Source organism: Variovorax sp. GW821-FHT10C12, assembly GCF_059415405.1.
Map to the genome: position 1 here is coordinate 440,276 of NZ_JBWKNE010000001.1, position 17,381 is coordinate 457,656.

Genomic DNA, 17,381 nt, shown 5'->3' on the forward strand with positions numbered 1-17,381 from the left:
CATGAAGCCCACAGGCCGCGCCACCATCGCCGACGTCGCCGAAGCCGCGGGCGTCTCCAAGGCCACCGTCTCGCGCTTCCTGAACCACCGCGAGCGGTTGTTGAGCCCGGACATCGCCGCGCGCGTCGAGGCTGCCATCGCCAAGCTGGCGTACTCGCCCAGCCCGATGGCGCAGGCGCTGAGCCACGGCCGCTCGCGGCTCATCGGCCTGATCGTGGCTGACATCACCAACCCGTACTCGGTGGCCGTGCTGCGCGGCGCCGAGAAGGCCTGCCAGGACGCCGGCTACCTCGTGATGCTGTTCAACCTCGGCAACGAGAGCGAACGCGAGCGCGAGGCCATCAATGCGCTCGCGGGCTACCAGGTCGACGGCTTCATCCTCAACACGCTGGGGCGCGGCAGCAACGTGGTCGATGCGGTCACGCTGCACGGCAAGCCGGCCGTGCTGGTCGACCGCCGGCACACGGGCATGCACACCGACTTCGTCTCGCTCGACAACCACGCGGCGATGCGCGACACCTGCGGCCACCTGGTCGAGGGCGGTTACCGCGAGCTGCTGTACGTCACCGAGCCGCAGAAGGGCGTGAGCTCGCGGCGCGAGCGCACGGCCGCCTTCGGGGCCTGCGTGGCCGCGCACGAGCCGCGCGTGGCGGGCGAGGTCTTCGAATCGGTCGAGGGCGAGAACGACGCGCTCGACGAGGCCTTGCGCGCGCTGCGCCAGCGGGCCAAACGTGGCCGCCGCGCGGCGGTGGTCGCGGGCAATGCCGTGGTCACGCTGCGCGTGGCGCAGGCCATGGCGCGGCTCGACTGGCGCTTCGGCGCCGACCTGGGCTTCGTGGGCTTCGACGATCCCGAATGGGCCTCGCTGATCGGGCCGGGCCTGAGCACCGTGGCGCAGCCCACCGACGAGATCGGCCGGGCGGCGGCCACCTGCCTCATCGAGCGCCTGCGTGGGCTCGACGCAGCGCCGCGTCAGCTGCTGCTGCCGGGCGAACTCATGGTGCGAGGCTCATCGACGGCACTGCCGTAGCGGATGCCGCGAAGGAGGCCGGCCCGCGCATCCAGCCGGCCGCGCGCTCCGCGATCATGATCGTCGGCGCGTTGGTGTTGCCGCCGATCAGCGTCGGCATCACCGAGGCATCGACCACGCGCAGGCCCGCGATGCCGTGCACGCGCAATTGCGGGTCGACCACCGCCATCGCATCCACGCCCATCTTGCAGGTGCCCACGGGGTGGTAGATGGTGTCGGCGCGCGCGCGGATGTGCTCTTCGAGCTGCGCGTCGGTGTGGGCGTCGGCGGTGTAGACCTCGCGGTGGCGGTATTTTTCGAGCGCGGGCGCGCGCATGATCTCGCGCGTCTTCTTCACGCCCTGCAGCAGCAGCGCCATGTCTTCCGGGTCGGCCAGGAAGCGCGGGTCGAGGCGCGGCGCCGAGTCGGGGCTGGCGTCGTTCAGCCGCACGTCGCCCCGGCCCTTGGGGCGCAGCACGCACACATGGCACGAGAAGCCGAAGCCCGCGTGCAGCTTGCGCGCATGGTCGTCGGTGATCGCGATCACGAAGTGCAGCTGCAGGTCGGGCCGGCGCAATTCGGGCGACGACTTGATGAAGGCGCCGCCTTCCGCGAACGGCGTGGCGACCAGGCCCGTGCCGTCGCGGCGCCACTGGTTGATGGCCTTCAGCAGGTGCAGCACGCCGACCGGGCCGATGCCGAACATGTCGGTCTGCTTGGACTTGTAGGCGACGATGAAGTCGCAGTGGTCCTGCAGGTTCTGCCCCACGCCACGCAGCGCGTGCCGCACTTCGATGCCGTGGCGCGCGAGTTCGTCGGGGTCGCCGATGCCCGAGAGCATCAGCAGCTGTGGCGAGTTGAAGGCGCCGCCGCACAGCGCCACCTCGCGGCGCGCGCGAATGGTTTCGACGTTGCCGCCGCGCCGCACCTCGACGCCGACCGCGCGCCGGTCTTCGAGCACCACGCGCAGGGCCTGCGTGCCGGTCATCACGGAGAGGTTGGGGCGCTGGTCCATCACCGGGTGCAGGTAGGCCGCGGCGGCCGAGCAGCGCTCGCCGTTCTTCGCGCCGCCGTGGAACTGCGTCACCTGGTAGAGCCCCGCGCCTTCCTGCTCGGGACCGTTGAAGTCGTCGTTGCGCGCAATGCCGCACTCGGCGGCGGCGCGCACGAAGGCCTCGCTGATGGCGCGCGGGCTTTGCTGCTCCGACACCTGCAGCGGGCCGTCGGCGCCGTGCAGCGCGCTGGCGCCGCGCTGGTTGCCTTCGGCGCGCAGGAAGTGGGGCAGCACCTCGTCGAAACTCCAGCCAGCGCAACCTGAACGTGCCCAGTCGTCGTAGTCCTCGCGGTGGCCGCGCACGTAGAGCATGGCGTTGATCGCGCTGGAGCCGCCCAGGCAGCGCCCGCGCGGCTGGTAGCCGCGCCGCCCGTTGAGGCCGGGCTGCGGCACGGTCTGGTAGGCGTAGTTGTTGATGCGCGGACGGCCCGGCAGCATCGCCACCACGGCGGCCGGCGCCCGCACGAGGATGCCGCGTCCGTCGCCGCCGGCCTCGATGAGGCAGACCGTCACCGACGGGTCCTCGCTCAGGCGCGAGGCCAGTGTGGCGCCGCCCGAGCCGCCGCCCACGATCACGTAGTCGAATTCCGCCATGGCATCTGGTCCTTCTTGTCGTTGGATGTTGGGGGGCGCGGAAGCGCCGATGCGCGCACCGGCATTGTGGCCAGCGTCCCCGGGGTCGGGCCCAGCGGGTTTCCCCTGCCGTGAGCGCACCCCGGGGCTTTACTGCGGCTTCACCCAGCGGACAAATTGCAACGCGCCGCCCGTGGCCCAATGCGCCTTCGGAGCGGCCGACCCGCCGCCCGCCCTCAACGCTCTGCCCATGCATCTGCTTTCAGACGCGACGATATTCACCGAGGTCCGCTTCTGGGCGCTGGTGCTGTGCTCGCTGGTGCTGCCCGCCGCGATCTTCGTCACGCTGTTCGTGCGGCGCGAGTTCTCCAAGACCACCGTGCTGGCCTTCGGCCTGCTGCTGATCGCGCTGGCGGGCGCGGACATCTTCCTGCTGCGCGCACTGGCGCGGCTGGCGCAGGCCACGCCCTCGCTGGCGGACGACGTCGTCTTCTCGTCGGAGCTGTCGATCGCGCTGTACATCTTTCCGGCGGCGTTCGGCACCATCGGGCTCAACATGGTGTCGCACGTGCTCATGCACTACCTGAAGCAGAAGGAAGCGCGCTTCGAGGCCCACCGGCAGACACCGCCGTCGGCACTGCAAGGGCGCCGAGGGTCGCGCGTGCTGCGCCACCGTCGCGCGGCATCGCGCATGTCGCCCCGGCCGGGCTCGCGCACGGCGGCGGCGCGCCGTCCGCCTGCCGACCGCTGAGGGCGATACCCGGCGGGTTTTCTCCGGCACCCACGGGGAACCATGGGGTTCGACGTCGGTTGCCGCCAGAATCGAAGGATGCCCGCCACCATCCTGTTGATCGACGACCACGCGATGTTTCGCGAAGGCCTGTTCCTCGCGCTGCGCGAAGCCGAGCCGACGATGACCGTCGCCACGGCCCGCAACGGCGCCGAAGCGCTCGAGGCGCTCGCCACCTTGCCCCGGCTCGACGCGGTGATGACCGACTACTACCTGCCCGACCTCGGCGGCGCGGCGCTGCTGGCCGAGCTGCACCGGCGGCGCGGCGGCCTGCGCATCCTGGTGCTGTCGGCCTCCGAAGACCCGCAGGACATCGACACCGCGCTCGACGCCGGCGCGCAGGGCTTCGTGCACAAGTCCGCCGACAGCCAGCAGCTCATGGACGCGCTGCGCCGCGTCATGGCGGGCGAGCAGAACGTGGTGCAGGCCTCGCCGGCGGGCGGTGCGTCGCTGCCCGTGCTGTCGACGCCCACCGACGTGCTGAGCACGCTCACGGCGCGGCAGGCCGAGGTGCTGCAGCTGCTGTGCGAAGGGCTGCGCAACGCCGAGATCGCGCTGCGCCTGACCACCAGCGAGAAGACGATCAAGGCGCACATCTCGGCGATCTTCGGCGCGCTCGGCGTGACCAGCCGCACGCAAGCCGTGATCGCGGCGCGGCGCGCGGGGATGCTCGGTCGCCCGCGCTAGGGCCAACGCATCAGCGCGGCTGCTGCTGCGTCGTGCAGTGGATGCCGCCGCCGCCCGCGGCAATCGCGTCGATGTCGAGCTGCACCACCTCCCGCCTGGGGAACAGCTCGCGCAGCAGCGCACGGGCGTTGCCGTCGGCGCGCGCATCGCCGAACTGCGGCGCAATGACGGCGCCGTTGCAGACGTAGAAGTTGATGTAGCCCGCCGCGAACTCGTCCGACTCGTAGGTGCTGCGCACCGTCTCCGGGCCGCGCAGCACTTCCACGCGCAGGCGCTGCCCGCGTGCATCGGTGGCCTGGCGCAGGATCTCCAGGTGGCGCCGGGTCACGGCGTGGTCGTAGGAATCGGGGTCGTCGTCCAGGCCCGCGACCACCACGCCCGGCGCGGCAAAGCGCGCATAGAAATCGGTGTGGCCGTCGGTGATGTCGCGGCCCGCGATGCCGGGCAGCCAGATGATCTTGCGCAGGCCCAGCAGGCGCTTCAACTCGGCTTCGCAGGCCTCCTTGCGCAGGCCCGGGTTGCGGTTGGCGTTGAGCACGCAGCTCTCGGTGATGATGGCCGTGCCCGCGCCGTCGACCTCGATGCCGCCGCCTTCGAGCACGAGCCGCGTGCGCAGGCGCTGCACTTCGGCGGCGTCGGTCACGTACTCGGCCACCTCGGCATCGCGCGCATGCGATTGCTTGTTGCCCCAGCCGTTGAAGTTGAAATCGACGCCGGCCCATTCGCCCGCGCCGTTGCGCACGAACACGGGGCCGGTGTCGCGCATCCAGAGGTCGTCCACCGGCTGCACCTCGAGCGTCACGCGGTTGCCGCACAGGCGCGCCGCCAGCTCGTGCTCCTGTTCGCGCACCAGCAGGTGCACGGGCTCGAAGGCGGCGATGGTGCGGGCGATCTGCGCCAGGTGTTCGCGCGCCGGCTTCAGCAGGCGCCGCCCCCAGACGCGTTCGCTAGGGCCGAAGGACATCCAGGTGGCGCGGTGGGCATCGCCCTCGTCGGGCATGTGCCAGGTGTCGGGCGCCGCGGCGGTGGCGAGGGACGACGTGGCCCAGGCCAGCGGGGCCAGGCCCATGCCGTGCAGCAGGCGGCGGCGGGTCAGGGGAAGGTGCATGTCGGTCTCCGGAATCAGGGGAGGGGGCGCGGCATCACGCCGGTTCCTGTTGTGTCGTGCAGTGGATGCCGCCGCCGCCCGCGGCGATGGCGTCGATGTCCAGCTGCACGATCTGGTGGCTGGGCAGGTGCGCGGCCAGCGCCGCGCGGGCCGCGCTGTCGGCCACGGCGTCGCCGAACTCGGGCATGAACACCGCCTTGTCGGTGAGGAAGAAGTTGACGTAGCCGGCCGCGAATTCCTTGCGCGCAAAGGTGGGGCGCACCTGGCTGGGCGTCTTCAGCGTGACGATCTGCAGGGGGCGCCCGCGCGCGTCGGTGGCGCCGGTCAGCAGTTCCAGGTGGCGGTGTGTCACGGCGTGGTCGTACGATTTCGGGTCGGTGTCCAGCGCCGCCACGACCACGCCGGGCTTGAGAAAGCGCGCATAGAAATCGGTGTGGCCGTCGGTGATGTCGCGGCCCGCGATGCCCGGCAGCCAGATGATCTTGTCCAGCCCCAGCATGCGCTTGAGTTCGGCCTCCGCGTCGGCCTTGCTGACGCCCGGGTTGCGGTTCTTGTTGAGCACGCAGCTCTCCGTGATGATCGCCGTGCCCTGGCCGTCGACCTCGATGCCGCCGCCTTCCATCACGAGGCTGCTGCGCAGCAGCGGCACGCCCGTGAGTTCGGCCATGCGCGCGGCCACCGTGGCGTCGCGTGCATGGGCCTGCTGGTTGCCCCAGCCGTTGAAGTTGAAGCTCACGGCGGCGCGCTCGCCACGGGCGTTGCGCACGAAGACGCAGCCGGTGTCGCGCATCCAGAGGTCGTCGATGGCGTGTTCGATCAGGTGCACGTTGGAGCCGCACAGTTGGCGGGCCGTGGAAACATCCGCGGGGTTCACCAGCATCTTGACCGGTTCGTAGACGCTGATGGCATTGGCGATGCGCGCCAGCGCCTGGAACACCGGCTGGCGCATCTCGGCCGTCCAGATGGATTCGCGCGCGGCGAAGGCCATCCACACGGCGCGGTGGGCGTCGCCTTCGTCGGGCATGCGCCAGCCGGACGCGGGCGCCGGGGCGGGTGCGGGAGACGGCGAAGGGGTCGGCATGGGCACGGGGAAGGGCGGCAGCATGCCGCTGCCCCCCCCACCGCCGCCGCCGCCGCAAGCGGTCACGAGTCCACCGAAAAGGCCCAGGCCGCCCAGGCTCAGGAGAGTGCGTCGCGTTGTCATTGGAATCAGGGTTACTACTAAGTTCTAGGAAGCCCCGGATTCTGTCGACGCCTATCTATCTACACAATTGATGTCTTTTCAATGGATTGATCGATCTGGCTCATATCGCCAGCGTCTTCCTGCGCAAACAGCCGCAGGCTGTCGAACACCTCCCGCACCAGCGGCAGGCGTGAGGGGCCTTCGGCGCACGCGATCCAGAGGGTGCCCAGCGGCAGACTCGGGCTGTCCGGCAACCGCCGCAATTGCCCGGTGCGCAAGGCGTCGTCGGCCAGCAGCCGCGACACCAGCGCGATGCCCCGGCCGCGCAGCGCCGCGTCGAGCACCAGGCGCGGGTCGTCGTAGATCGCGGCCTTGCGCAGGCCGCCGAAATGCGCGCGGATGAAGGGGCCGATGCGGTCGCTCGTGAGGTCTTCTTCGAGGCACAGCAGGCCCAGGTTGGCGTCTTCGTTCTGAGCGGGCGGGCCGACGGCCACGAGTTCGTCGGTGAGCAGCGGCACCTCGAACACACCCTCTTGCCGCAGCGGCGCGCGGGTGATGGCGATGTCCACGTCGAGCTCGTCGATGAAGCGCGCGCTCTCGTCGACCGAGATGATCGGGCACAGGTCGGGATGCGCCTGCAGCAGCCGGTCGACCCGCGGCTGCAGCCAGCCGCTGGCCACGGGCGCGGGACACACCAGCGTGACGAGCCGGTCGTCCATGTAGGTCTCGATGCGGGCCAGCCCGTTGCGGATGTGCTCGAGCGACTTGCCCACGCTGTCCAGCAGCAGGCTGCCCGCCACCGTCAACTCCACGCCGCGCCCCTTGCGCCGGAACAGCGGCTGGCCGACCTGCTGCTCCAGCTGCGAGATCTGGTGGCTCACGGCGGACTGCGAGACGAACAGCTCTTCTGCCGCGCGCGAGTAGTTGCCCAGGCGCGCCGCCGCCTCGAAGCCGATGAGGAACTTGAAAGAGGGCAGCCGGGTGTTGGACATATGAATGGGGTCGATGAATTCAGCCAAGAAATGTCGCTTTTTCATCGAAGGAATTCAAGTCAGAGTGAGCGTCCCTGCAATTTCTTCTGAAGGACCCTTTGATTTCCAACGATTTCGACGCTCGCCGCGCCGGCCTGCGCATGCCCGCCGAATGGGAGCCGATGGCCGCCACCTGGCTGGGCTGGCCGGTGCTCGACCACCGCGAAGCCCTGTGGGGCGCGCACTACGACGCGGTCTGCCGCGCGTTCGGCCTGCTGGCGCGCACCATCGCGCGCTACCAGCGCTGCATCGTGGCCGCGCACGCACCGCTGGCCGACGCGGCTCGCGCGGCCTGCGGCCCGCAGGTGCGCGTGGTGCCCATCGCGGCCGAAGACAACTGGCTGCGCGACTGCGGCCCGATCTTCCTCGTCGACGAGCACCACGTGAGCCAGACCGCGGTGGGCTTCCGCTTCAACGCATGGGGCGAGAAGTACCACCCGCATGACGGCTGCCAGCGCGCCGCCGCGGACATCGCCGCGCTGGCCGGCGTGCCGTTGGTGCGTTCGGACATGGTGCTCGAAGGCGGCGCCTTCTACGTGGACGGGCAGGGCACGCTGCTCACCACCGAGAGCTGCCTGCTGCACCCGAACCGCAACCCGGGCCTGCGCAAGCCGCAGATCGAGGCCGAGCTGCGGCGCATGCTGGGCGTGCACAAGATCGTCTGGCTGCCGGGTCATGCGGCCGAGGTGGAGACCGATGGCCACATCGACGGCATCGCGTCGTTCATTGCGCCGGCCCGCATTCTTTTCAATGCGGCCGACCCCGACCAGGGCGACTACTTTCGCGCGATGCAGGAGAACCGCCGCGCGCTCGAACTGGCGACCGATGCGCGGGGCCGTCGCTTCGAGATCCTCGATCTGCCCGTGCCGCGCGACGTGCACACCTACGGCAGCGCGCGCTTCTGCGACCTCTATTCGAACTACATCCTCGTCAACGGCGCGGTGATCTCGACCGCCTTCGGCGTGCCGCGCGATGCGCAGGCGCGCGAGGTGTTCGCGCGTGCGTTCCCGGGCCGCCGCGTCGAGCTGCTGCCCATCGACGCGATCTCGCTGGGCGGCGGCGCCGTGCACTGCTCCACGCAGCAGCAGCCGATGCAGGGGAATCGCCTGGCCGCGCGCGGCTTCTAGGGCGCGATCAGCTGCGACACCGTCGCCTGCAGCTGTGCCGGGTCCACCGGCTTGTGCAGCATCTGCCAGCCGCGCGCCGCCACGTCGCTCAGGCGGCGCGGATCGGTGTCGCCGCTCACGATCAGCGCGGGAATGGTGTCGTCGTTGTATTCCTCGTGCAGGCGGTCGACCACGTCGATGCCGGTCTCGCCCGCGCGCAGGCGGTAGTCGCTGACGATGAGCGCCGGCTTGCCGGGCTGGCGCGCGGCGAGCGCCAGCAGCTCGTCGCCGCCTTCGGCCGCGATCACGCGCAGGCCCCAGCTTTCGAGCAGCAGCTGCAGGCCCAGGCGGCTTTCGCCGTCGTCCTCGGCCACGAGCACGAGGCGGCCGGTGTCGGCCGGCAGCGGCGCGGGCGCCGCCTCGGGCGCGGGCAGCGCCTGGTGCGCCAGCGGCACCGTCACCGAGAACACCGTGCCCCGGCCGACGCGCGAGCGCAGCGCCAGCGGATGGCCCAGCAGCGCGGCCGTGCGGCGCACGATGGCCAGGCCCAGCCCCAGCCCCTTGGTGCGGTCGCGCTCGGGGTTGCCGAGCTGGTGGAACTCCCAGAACACCTGCTCCTGTTCGGTGGGCGGAATGCCGGGGCCGGTGTCCCACACCTCGATGCGCAGCGCGTCGGCGCCCGCGCGGCGGCAGCCGATGAGCACGCCGCCGCGCGCCGTGTAGCGGATCGCGTTCTCCACCAGGTTGCGCAGCACACGGTCGAGCAGCGCGGGGTCGGAGTGCACCACGGCATCGCCCGCGCGCAAGCGCAGCGACAGCGCCTTGCCCGCCGCCTGCGGCGCGAACTCCAGCTGGATCTGGTCGAGCAGGTGCGCCAGCGCGAACGGCCGCGCCTTCACGCGCACCACGCCCGCGTCGAGCCGCGAGACATTGAGCAGGCCTTCGAACAGCAGCCCCATCGCCGCGGCGGCGCGGCCGATGCTGTCGACCAGGTGCCGGCTCGCCGCCGGCAGCGCCTGCCCGCGCAGCACGCCCACGAACAGGCTCAACGCATGCACCGGCTGGCGCAGGTCGTGGCTGGCCGCGGCAAGGAAGCGCGACTTGGCGAGGTCGCTGCGCTCGGCCGCGTCTTTCTCCAGGCGCAGCTGGCGCAGCAGGTAGAGGTTTTCGAAACGCAGCTCGAGCGAATCGACCTGCGTGCGGTACATGCGCTGCGCAAAAGCCAGCGTGACGAACAGGTAGAGCACGCCGGCCGCCGACATCACGCGCAGCAGCACGTCGTCGAGCGTGCCCATCGCGAGGATCGCGGGCGCGAAGTACGTCACCTGGAAACCGTAGAGCAGCCCCAGGTCGATGCAGTAGGCATAGATCGCGCCCGTGCCCATGGTGAGCATCGCCACCACGATGAACATCTGCTGCGGCAGCGACACCTGCAGCATCCACCCCGCCAGCGGCAGCCCCCACAGCAAGCCGCCGAGCACCGCGCCGACCATCGCGCCGCGCCGCCAGCGCCGCAGCGCGCCCGGGTCGTGCTCGGCCTGCCGGTAGCGCGCCACCTGCCAGGCGCGCGCCGCCGTCAGCACCGCGTTGGCGGCTACCCAGGCCAGCAACTGCTCGTGCGGCACCGCGCCCCACAGCGCCGCGACCACCAGCCCCGCCGTGAGCATCACGCCGAGCAGCGAGAACGGAAAGTTGCGTCGCAAGGCGGCCATGCGCGCGGCAAAGACGGGGTCGGCGGGCGTCGTGGGTGGGGTGGCGCTCATCGGTGTGTGGACGGTGGGGGAGGTGGGATCGCCGAAGGTGGCGATTCCAAGGTAACGCGTGGCGTGGGGGGCGTCATGGGACTTTAGTCCAATGCCTGCGCTTGCCCGAGGCCGCGCAGGCGGCATGGCATCATCGTGCGCCGCCTCCCTCCGCCCACCCATGTCCGCCGATTCCTTCGTCCGCCGCGTTCGCAGCCAGCTTGACCAGTTGTCCGCGACCGAGCGCCAGCTTGCCGATTTCGTCCTGGAGTTTCCCGGCGAGCTGGCCAGCTATGCGGGCAACGAACTCGCGGAGCTGGCGGGCGTGTCGCCCTCCACGGTGAGCCGCTTCATCCGGCGCATCGGCTACGAGAACTACGAAGAGGCGCGGCGGCAGGTGCGCGAAGAAAAGCAGACCGGCTCGCCGCTGTTCCAGAACGCGACCGAGGCCTCCAAGCGCGGGCATCTCGTGGCCACGCACTTCCAGCAGTCGCAGGCCAACCTGGCGAGCACCTTCGAGCGCCTGAGCGACAAGCAGATGGCCGAGATCGTGAAGGCGATCATCGGCGCGGGGCAGGTGCTGATCTTCGGCACGCGCAGCAGCCACGCGTTCGCGCTGTACCTGCGCTGGCAGATCATCCAGGTGGTGCCGCGCGTCACCGCCATTCCGGGCCCCGGCGAGACGCTGGCCGAGCACCTGGCGGGGCTGGGCGAGCGCGACTGCGTGATCGTGTTCGGCACGCGCCGCCAGACGCGCCAGCTCGACACGCTGTTGGCGGGCGCGCAGCGCGTCGGCGCGAAGATCGTCTACATCAGCGACCGCGCCTCGCCCGATTTCGCGGGCGCCACCTGGTCGCTGCAATGCGACTGCCGCGGCCCGGGGCTGCTCGACAACCACGCGGCCGTGATGGGCGTGTGCGACCTGATCGCCACGATGGTGATCGAGGCCGCGGGCTCGGCCGGGCGCAAGCGGCTGGCGGCGATCGAGCTGGGGCACGAGGAAAACGGCGAGCTCTGAGGGGGCGCCTTCGCGCGCCTGCGTGCGCTACTTCGGCTCGAGGATGGGGAGCGTGCCCTGCTTGTCCGCGATCGAGGTGCTTGCGCCCGAGGCAAGCAGTGCGTCCCAGAGCGCGCGTTTCGTTTCCAAGGTCGTGAAGGTCATGGGGCCGAGGCTTGCTGAAGGCACCAGATGCAGCGGCGTCTTCCCATCGGCGTCCGCTGGGTTCGGGTTGGCCCCCGCGGCCAGCAGCGCCCGCACCGCGCTCGGATCGGACCAGAGAACCGCCGCATGCAGCGCCGTTCGGCCGTGGCGGCCCGGGGCATCGAGTGCCAGGCGGTGCGACATCAGGAACCGCAGGTCCTCCGCCGACACCTCCGGCCTGCCGCGCCGGGCAGCGCACACGACCCACTCTTGCTGGGCTGCGGGTGACAGGTCGGCGAGCATCTGCGAAATCCGGATGCGCTGCATGGCGGCCCGATCGATGAGCGGCTTCCATTCAAAAGGGGCACCGCACCACAAGGTGCGCACGAAATCGCGCGACGCGGGCGTGCGGACATCGACGCGCGGCAGTGCCGCAGCCAGCGAGGCCTGCGCGTAGGGTGTACCGAGGGCTGCGGCCATGAGTGCGGGGGACAGCACGTCGGGCATCGCGTCCGGTGAGGCCAGGGCCTGCAGTTGCCTGAGCAGGCCGTCGTCCTGCCGGTAGATGGCGAGCAACTGGTACTTCTGCAGGAACCGCGCGCGCAGGGCGCCGTCCTTGATGAGCGGCAGGAATTGCAGCGGCGTCATTGCGTCCCATGCGTCCTGCGCCTGCGTGTCTCGCAGCGCGGCGCGCGAAGCGCTGTCCAGCCAGGTGTCGAGCAGGCGAAAGCCGCGGGTGCCCGGGGTCCGGTCGTAGACGCCGCGGTATTCGACCTCCGCGCGGCGGTGCAGTGCCGCAGCCTCTCCCGTGAGCGGTCGGGTGGCCCCTTTGGCTTCCGTGTAGATCAGCCGGGGCGCAACCCCGAGCTGGATCATGTGGAAGCGCGCCGCCGTCGCGCGGCGCTCGCTCAGCGCGACCGGATCGGGCTCCGAGGCTTCTGCATGGCCCACCACGACCATGACCTCGATCTGGCCCTGTTGATCGGCCTCTTCTGCCAGCTGCAGGAGCTTCTCTTGGCTGGCGGGCGTGATCGCGGCACTGCCCGGCTCGAACAGGGCATCGGCCCCTCCGACGATCGTGTTGCTCCAGCCCAGGGCCTGACCGCCACCCATGCAGGCGACGGCAACGAGAGCGCACTTCAAGATGGACAGGAGGTCGGGCTTTTTCATCAGGGCGCAGCCTACCGGGCGTTTGTGTCACCCGAAGGCAACTGCGCCTTCAACAACAACGCCATCTCCTTCTTGCGCGCCGGCGGCAGCCGCGGCGTGATGGCGCCGAAGCTGATCGCCGCCAACGTCGTGGCCGATGCCGCAAACGTGCGCCCCACGCCCGACACCCCTTCGGTGAGCGTGTCCACGATGTCCGCATGGCCCGCCGCGCGCGTGCGCTTCACGGCCTGCTTCATGCGCTCGCGGGTGAAGCCGGCCTGCGCGTACTCGGCGGTGTGGCGCTCGAGGATGCGGTCGATCTCGGCATCGGTGAGCGCGGCCATCAGCGCCAGCCCGCCCGCGCCCAGGCCCAGCAGGCGGCGCCCGCCGACGTCGGTGGTGAACACCTTCACCGGAAAGTGCCCCTCTTCGCGGTGCAGGCACACGCAGTAGTCGCCCTGGCGGATCACGAGGAACACGGTGTCGCCCGACATGCGCGCGAGCTTTTGCATGAGCGCGCGGCACGAGTCCACCAGCGGCACGCGGCGCATCGAGGCAAAGCCCAGCTGCATGGCGTCGATGCCCAGGCGGTAGGCCTTGCCGTCGGGGTCGCGTTCGGCGAACTGCTCCTCGGCCAGGCACGACAGCAGGCGGTGCACGGTGGAGCGCTCCAGCCCCGAGGCGGCGATCACCTCGGTGAGCTTGATGCCTTCCTCGTGGTGCTCGGCCAGCAGGCGCAGCAGCTGCAAGGCGCGCCGCAGGCTCTGGGCGCCGGCGGTCTCTCTGGGTTCGTCCATATAGTGGGAAAAATTGGAATTAGTGTTTGGGATGCAGGAATTTCGAAGTCTAAACTGACCCCGCCCCAGACACCGACCCGGAGACACACGATGGCCTACGACACCCTCGAAATCGAACACCACGGCGCCGTGCGCCGCATCCTGCTGGCCCGCGACGCCCAGCGCAACGCCCAGAGCCAGCAGATGCTGGACGAGCTCATGGCCGCCTTCGACGACGCCGCGCGCGACGACACGGTGAACGCCGTGGTGCTCGGCGGCAAGGGCGCGCACTTCTCGGCCGGCCATGACCTCAAGCAGGCGCAGGCCGAGCGTGCGAACTTCACCGTGGAAGAGCGCTGGGCCTACGAAGAGCTGCGCTACTTCGACTACTCGATGCGCATCTGGGACTTTCCCAAGCCCACCATCGCGCAGGTGCAGGGCGCCTGCGTGGCGGGCGGCTTCATGATCGCCAACATGTGCGACCTGGTGGTCGCGGGCGAGTCGGCCTTCTTCAGCGACCCCGTGGGCCACACGCTGGGCGCGGCGGCCACCGAGGTGCTGATCCACCCCTGGGTGATGGGCGCGCGCAAGGCCAAGGAAATGCTCTACACCGGCGGCAAGCTGTCGGCGCAGGAGGCGCATGCCATCGGCATGGTGAACCGCGTCGTGCCCGATGCCGAACTGGCCGACGCCGCACTGGCGCTCGCGCAGCAGATCGCCAAGGCGCCGCCGTTCGGGCTGCGGCTGATCAAGCGCTCGATCAACCGCACGCTCGACGCGCAGGGCCTGCGCACCGCATTGGCCGCGCACTTCGACACGCACCAGCTCTCGCACCTGAGCGAGGGCTTTCTCACGGCCCGCGACCGTGGCCTGGCCTCGGCCATCCAGAAGAACCCCGCCTCCGCCTGAACGATGACCTTGCACCGCCTCGAACCCCTGCTGAACCCGGCCTCCATCGCCGTGGTCGGCGCCAGCGGCAATGCCGCGCGCATCGGCGGCATGCCGCTCGCACACCTCACGAAATTCGGCTACACCGGTGCGATCTACCCGATCAACCCGAAGTACGAAGAAGTCTTCGGCCTGCGCTGCTGGCCCGACCTCGAAGCGCTGCCCGCCGCGCCCGACCTGGTGGTGCTCGCACTGGCCGCGACCGAGGTCACGCCGATGCTCAAACGCTGCCAGGCGCGCGGCGTGCGCGCCGTCATCGTCTATGCCGCGGGCTTCGCCGAAGCCGGTGACGCGGGCGCCGCGCTGCAGGCCGAGCTGGAGGCCTTCGTGGCCACCACCGACATGGTGGTCGCGGGCCCGAACGCCATGGGCTTCGCCAACCTCAACACGCAGGCGCACACCAACTTCGCGTCGGTGTTCAACACCGCGCCGATGCAGCAGGGCCCGGGCCGCGTGAGCCTGCTCACGCAAAGCGGCAACGTCTGCGCCGCGGTGTACGCCATTGCGCGGCGGCTGGGCGTGGACTTCAGCCACTTCATCAACACCGGCAACGAAGCCTGCGTGGACTTCGCGCAGTACCTCGAGTACCTGGCGCAGGACGACGCGACCGAAGTGGGCATCGGCTACATCGAGGAGCTGCGCGACGGCCCGCGCTTCATGGAGGCCGCGGCCGAGTTCGTGCGGCGCGACAAGCTGCTCATCCTCTACAAGGCCGGCGAGACCGAGAAGGGCTCCGAGGCCGTGCGCTCGCACACCTCGGCGCTGGCGGGCGACCAGCAGATCTACCAGGCGGCGTTTCGCCAGCTCAACATCATCCAGAGCCACGACTTCGCGCAGATGGCGCAGCTCGCGCACCTGGCGGGCTACCGGCATCGCAGCGCGGGCAAGCGCGTGGCGATCATCACGATCTCGGGCGCGCTGGGCGCGATCCTGGCCGACAAGTTCATCGGGCAGGGGCTCGACGTGCCCACGCTGCCGCAGCCGCTGCAGGACCAGCTGCGCGCCGGCATTCCCGACTACGGCATGGTCTCCAACCCGGTCGACGTGACGGGCAACGTGGTGAACGACCCCGGTTTCGTGCGCACGGCGATGGACGCGCTGGCCGTGTCCGACGCCATCGACGCCATCGTGGTCTACGCGCCGGGCTACATGCTCGACCGCATGGCCGACGACCTGTGCGCCGTGGCCGAAAAACACCCGCGCCTGATCGTCGCCATCGACACCGGTGCGGCCAAGACGCGCGACCAACTGCGCGCGGGCGGCGTGCCGGTGTTCGAGGACATCGGCGTGGCCGTGTCGGCGCTGTCGCCCTTCCTGCTGTGGCAGGAGCGGCGCAAGCACAACCCGTGGCTGCAGGTGCGCAGCCAGCCCGCGCCCGCGCGCGCCGCGCTGGCGGGCCGGGCCGACGAGCACACCACCAAGCGCTACCTCGCCGAGTTCGGCGTGCAGCCGGTCGACGAGGCCGTGGCGCGCACGGCCGACGAAGCCGCAGCGGTGGCCGAACGACTGGGCTTCCCGGTCGTGCTGAAGGTGCTCAGCGCCGACATCGCGCACAAGACCGAGGCCGGCGGCGTGCGCCTGCGCCTGGGCAATGCGCAGGAGGTGCGCAAGGCCTTCGACGAGGTGATGGCCTCGGCGCGCGCCTACGCGCCCACGGCGCAGATCGACGGCGCGCTGCTGCAGAAGATGGAATCAGGGCAGGCCGAACTCATCCTCGGCGCCACGCGCGATCCGGTGTTCGGCATGACGCTCACCGTGGGCCTGGGCGGCGTGCTCACCGAGCTGTACAAGGACGTGAGTCACCGCGTGCTGCCGGTCGACGAGGCCATGGCGCGCGACATGCTGGGCGAGCTGAAGGCCTTTCCGCTGCTCACGGGGTATCGCGGCCGGCCGCTGGGCGACGTCGAGGCCGCGTGCCGCGCCATCGCCGGATTTTCACGCGCCGTGCTGGCGCTGCAGGAACAGGCAGACGAGGTCGAGGTCAACCCGCTGCTCGTGAAGGAACCGGGCCAGGGCGTGCGCGCGCTCGACGCGCTGGTCCTGGCTTCGTAAGACACAACCACAACCATCGACAGAGACAGGAGACATCCGATGTTCAAGAAAGCACTGGCCTGCGTGGCCCTGGCCGCCGCCGCTCTGGCGGGCGGCCCCGCCGTGGCGCAGACCTACCCGACCAAGCCGGTCACGCTCGTCGTGCCGTTCTCGCCCGGCGGCGCGGCCGACATCATGTCGCGCCTGCTGGCCGAGCGGCTGCACAAGCGCCTGGGCCAGCCCGTGCTGGTGGAGAACAAGCCCGGCGCCGGCACCATGATCGCGTCGGAGTACGTGGCCAAGGCCGCGCCCGACGGCCACACGCTGCTGCTCGCGGCTTCGTCGCTGGGCATCGCGCCCAGCCTGTACAGCAAGGTCAACTACGACCCGGTGAAAGACTTCGCGCCGGTCTCGCAGGTGGCCTCGGTGGTGCACGTGCTGGTGGTGCATCCGAGCATTCCGGCGAAGAACGTGGGCGAGCTGGTGAGCTGGCTCAAGGCGAACCCCAACAAGGCCAACTACGGTTCGGTGGGCGCGGGCACGTCCACGCACCTGGAGGCAGAACTCTTCAACAGCGTGGCCGGCGTGAAGATGCAGCACATCCCCTACAAGGGCAGCGCGCCCGCGCTCACCGACATGATCGGCGGCCAGCTGCAGGTGATGTTCGACGCGTATGCGTCTTCGGGCCCCTTCATCAAGGACGGCAAGGTGCGCCTGCTGGCCGTGACCACGGCGCAGCGTTCGCAGTCGCTGCCCGACACGCCCACCGTCGCCGAGTCGGGCCTGCCCGGCTACGAAGCCATGCCGTGGCTGGGCGTGGTCGCACCGGCGAAGACGCCCGCAGCGGTCGTGAACAAGCTGCACGATGAACTGCAGGAAGTGCTCAAGGACCCCGAGGTGAAGGACAAGTTCCGCAGCCTGGGCCTGGACATCATCGGCAACAAGCCCGAGGAGTTCGCTGCGTTCCTGCGCAAGGACATCGTGAAGTGGGCCAAGGTCATCAAAGACTCCGGCGCAAAGGCCGACTGACACCCGCGATCCATCAGCAAGAAC

At 70.3% G+C, this 17,381-nt stretch carries 15 protein-coding genes; 8 read left to right on the plus strand and 7 right to left on the minus strand.

The features are described 5' to 3' along the window. Nucleotide 1 precedes the first annotated feature (1 nt). Nucleotides 2-1,030, plus strand: coding sequence for a LacI family DNA-binding transcriptional regulator (locus AC07OH_RS02125; protein ID WP_062474737.1), 1,029 nt, complete (start codon nucleotides 2-4; stop codon nucleotides 1,028-1,030). Here AC07OH_RS02125 and AC07OH_RS02130 read toward each other — a convergent pair. Next, the gene (locus AC07OH_RS02130; protein WP_495299404.1) at nucleotides 996-2,657 is read right to left on the minus strand and encodes a GMC family oxidoreductase; all 1,662 of its coding nucleotides are present in this window, start codon (nucleotides 2,655-2,657) and stop codon (nucleotides 996-998) included. The genes AC07OH_RS02125 and AC07OH_RS02130 overlap by 35 nt on opposite strands. Before the next feature lie 229 nt (nucleotides 2,658-2,886). Between AC07OH_RS02130 and AC07OH_RS02135 the strand changes: the two genes are divergently transcribed. After that, complete coding sequence (locus AC07OH_RS02135; RefSeq protein WP_495299405.1) at nucleotides 2,887-3,387, plus strand: hypothetical protein; 501 nt, start codon at nucleotides 2,887-2,889, stop codon at nucleotides 3,385-3,387. A gap of 78 nt (nucleotides 3,388-3,465) precedes the next feature. Beyond that, nucleotides 3,466-4,113 carry a response regulator gene (locus tag AC07OH_RS02140; RefSeq protein ID WP_495299406.1) on the plus strand — a complete coding sequence of 216 codons (648 nt, stop codon included), beginning with the start codon at nucleotides 3,466-3,468 and terminating at the stop codon, nucleotides 4,111-4,113. 10 nt (nucleotides 4,114-4,123) lie between these two features. Here AC07OH_RS02140 and AC07OH_RS02145 read toward each other — a convergent pair whose 3' ends face one another. The 3 genes from AC07OH_RS02145 to AC07OH_RS02155 all read right to left on the minus strand — a co-directional run bounded on the left by AC07OH_RS02145 (nucleotide 4,124) and on the right by AC07OH_RS02155 (nucleotide 7,396). Continuing rightward, complete coding sequence (locus AC07OH_RS02145; RefSeq protein ID WP_495299407.1) at nucleotides 4,124-5,221, minus strand: agmatine deiminase family protein; 1,098 nt, start codon at nucleotides 5,219-5,221, stop codon at nucleotides 4,124-4,126. 34 nt (nucleotides 5,222-5,255) lie between these two features. Next, the gene (locus AC07OH_RS02150) at nucleotides 5,256-6,302 is read right to left on the minus strand and encodes an agmatine deiminase family protein (protein WP_495299408.1); all 1,047 of its coding nucleotides are present in this window, start codon (nucleotides 6,300-6,302) and stop codon (nucleotides 5,256-5,258) included. 182 nt (nucleotides 6,303-6,484) lie between these two features. Continuing rightward, on the minus strand, nucleotides 6,485-7,396 hold the full coding sequence (locus AC07OH_RS02155) for a LysR family transcriptional regulator (RefSeq protein WP_495299409.1): 912 nt from the start codon (nucleotides 7,394-7,396) through the stop codon (nucleotides 6,485-6,487). Between the two features lie 98 nt (nucleotides 7,397-7,494). Between AC07OH_RS02155 and AC07OH_RS02160 the strand changes: the two genes are divergently transcribed. Next, complete coding sequence (locus AC07OH_RS02160; RefSeq protein WP_495299410.1) at nucleotides 7,495-8,562, plus strand: agmatine deiminase family protein; 1,068 nt, start codon at nucleotides 7,495-7,497, stop codon at nucleotides 8,560-8,562. On the opposite strand, the gene AC07OH_RS02165 is transcribed toward AC07OH_RS02160, so the two are convergent. Beyond that, the gene (locus tag AC07OH_RS02165; protein ID WP_495299411.1) at nucleotides 8,559-10,304 is read right to left on the minus strand and encodes an ATP-binding response regulator; all 1,746 of its coding nucleotides are present in this window, start codon (nucleotides 10,302-10,304) and stop codon (nucleotides 8,559-8,561) included. The genes AC07OH_RS02160 and AC07OH_RS02165 overlap by 4 nt on opposite strands. Before the next feature lie 160 nt (nucleotides 10,305-10,464). Here AC07OH_RS02165 and AC07OH_RS02170 point away from each other — a divergent pair, with 160 nt between their 5' ends. Then, nucleotides 10,465-11,301, plus strand: coding sequence for a MurR/RpiR family transcriptional regulator (locus AC07OH_RS02170; RefSeq protein ID WP_062480494.1), 837 nt, complete (start codon nucleotides 10,465-10,467; stop codon nucleotides 11,299-11,301). Nucleotides 11,302-11,328: 27 nt separating this feature from the next. Here the strand turns inward: AC07OH_RS02170 and AC07OH_RS02175 are convergent, their stop codons facing one another. Together AC07OH_RS02175 and AC07OH_RS02180 are read right to left on the minus strand one after the other, a co-directional pair. After that, nucleotides 11,329-12,594, minus strand: a complete 1,266-nt coding sequence (locus tag AC07OH_RS02175; protein WP_495299412.1) for an OmpA family protein — start codon at nucleotides 12,592-12,594, stop codon at nucleotides 11,329-11,331. Between the two features lie 11 nt (nucleotides 12,595-12,605). Further along, nucleotides 12,606-13,370: an IclR family transcriptional regulator gene (locus tag AC07OH_RS02180; protein ID WP_070059492.1), complete on the minus strand. Its 765-nt coding sequence runs from the start codon at nucleotides 13,368-13,370 to the stop codon at nucleotides 12,606-12,608. A 90-nt stretch (nucleotides 13,371-13,460) separates the two neighbouring features. Between AC07OH_RS02180 and AC07OH_RS02185 the strand changes: the two genes are divergently transcribed. Genes AC07OH_RS02185 through AC07OH_RS02195 form a run of 3 tightly spaced genes read left to right on the plus strand, consistent with a single transcriptional unit; the run spans nucleotide 13,461 to nucleotide 17,357 of the window. Beyond that, on the plus strand, nucleotides 13,461-14,258 hold the full coding sequence (locus AC07OH_RS02185) for an enoyl-CoA hydratase (protein WP_070059491.1): 798 nt from the start codon (nucleotides 13,461-13,463) through the stop codon (nucleotides 14,256-14,258). Nucleotides 14,259-14,261: 3 nt separating this feature from the next. After that, nucleotides 14,262-16,349, plus strand: coding sequence for an acetate--CoA ligase family protein (locus AC07OH_RS02190; protein WP_495299413.1), 2,088 nt, complete (start codon nucleotides 14,262-14,264; stop codon nucleotides 16,347-16,349). A 39-nt stretch (nucleotides 16,350-16,388) separates the two neighbouring features. Next, nucleotides 16,389-17,357 carry a tripartite tricarboxylate transporter substrate binding protein gene (locus tag AC07OH_RS02195; protein WP_495299414.1) on the plus strand — a complete coding sequence of 323 codons (969 nt, stop codon included), beginning with the start codon at nucleotides 16,389-16,391 and terminating at the stop codon, nucleotides 17,355-17,357. Nucleotides 17,358-17,381: the final 24 nt, after the last annotated feature.

Bases quoted from the DNA above. Each gene is read 5' to 3' on its own strand.
- AC07OH_RS02140 (WP_495299406.1), top strand. From the start codon at position 3,466: ATGCCCGCCACCATCCTGTTGATCGACGACCACGCGATGTTTCGCGAA.
- AC07OH_RS02165 (WP_495299411.1), bottom strand. From the start codon at position 10,304: ATGAGCGCCACCCCACCCACGACGCCCGCCGACCCCGTCTTTGCCGCG.
- AC07OH_RS02145 (WP_495299407.1), bottom strand. From the start codon at position 5,221: ATGCACCTTCCCCTGACCCGCCGCCGCCTGCTGCACGGCATGGGCCTG.
- AC07OH_RS02175 (WP_495299412.1), bottom strand. From the start codon at position 12,594: ATGAAAAAGCCCGACCTCCTGTCCATCTTGAAGTGCGCTCTCGTTGCC.
- AC07OH_RS02180 (WP_070059492.1), bottom strand. From the start codon at position 13,370: ATGGACGAACCCAGAGAGACCGCCGGCGCCCAGAGCCTGCGGCGCGCC.
- AC07OH_RS02190 (WP_495299413.1), top strand. From the start codon at position 14,262: ATGACCTTGCACCGCCTCGAACCCCTGCTGAACCCGGCCTCCATCGCC.
- AC07OH_RS02130 (WP_495299404.1), bottom strand. From the start codon at position 2,657: ATGGCGGAATTCGACTACGTGATCGTGGGCGGCGGCTCGGGCGGCGCC.
- AC07OH_RS02135 (WP_495299405.1), top strand. From the start codon at position 2,887: ATGCATCTGCTTTCAGACGCGACGATATTCACCGAGGTCCGCTTCTGG.
- AC07OH_RS02125 (WP_062474737.1), top strand. From the start codon at position 2: ATGAAGCCCACAGGCCGCGCCACCATCGCCGACGTCGCCGAAGCCGCG.
- AC07OH_RS02170 (WP_062480494.1), top strand. From the start codon at position 10,465: ATGTCCGCCGATTCCTTCGTCCGCCGCGTTCGCAGCCAGCTTGACCAG.
- AC07OH_RS02195 (WP_495299414.1), top strand. From the start codon at position 16,389: ATGTTCAAGAAAGCACTGGCCTGCGTGGCCCTGGCCGCCGCCGCTCTG.
- AC07OH_RS02185 (WP_070059491.1), top strand. From the start codon at position 13,461: ATGGCCTACGACACCCTCGAAATCGAACACCACGGCGCCGTGCGCCGC.
- AC07OH_RS02155 (WP_495299409.1), bottom strand. From the start codon at position 7,396: ATGTCCAACACCCGGCTGCCCTCTTTCAAGTTCCTCATCGGCTTCGAG.
- AC07OH_RS02150 (WP_495299408.1), bottom strand. From the start codon at position 6,302: ATGCCGACCCCTTCGCCGTCTCCCGCACCCGCCCCGGCGCCCGCGTCC.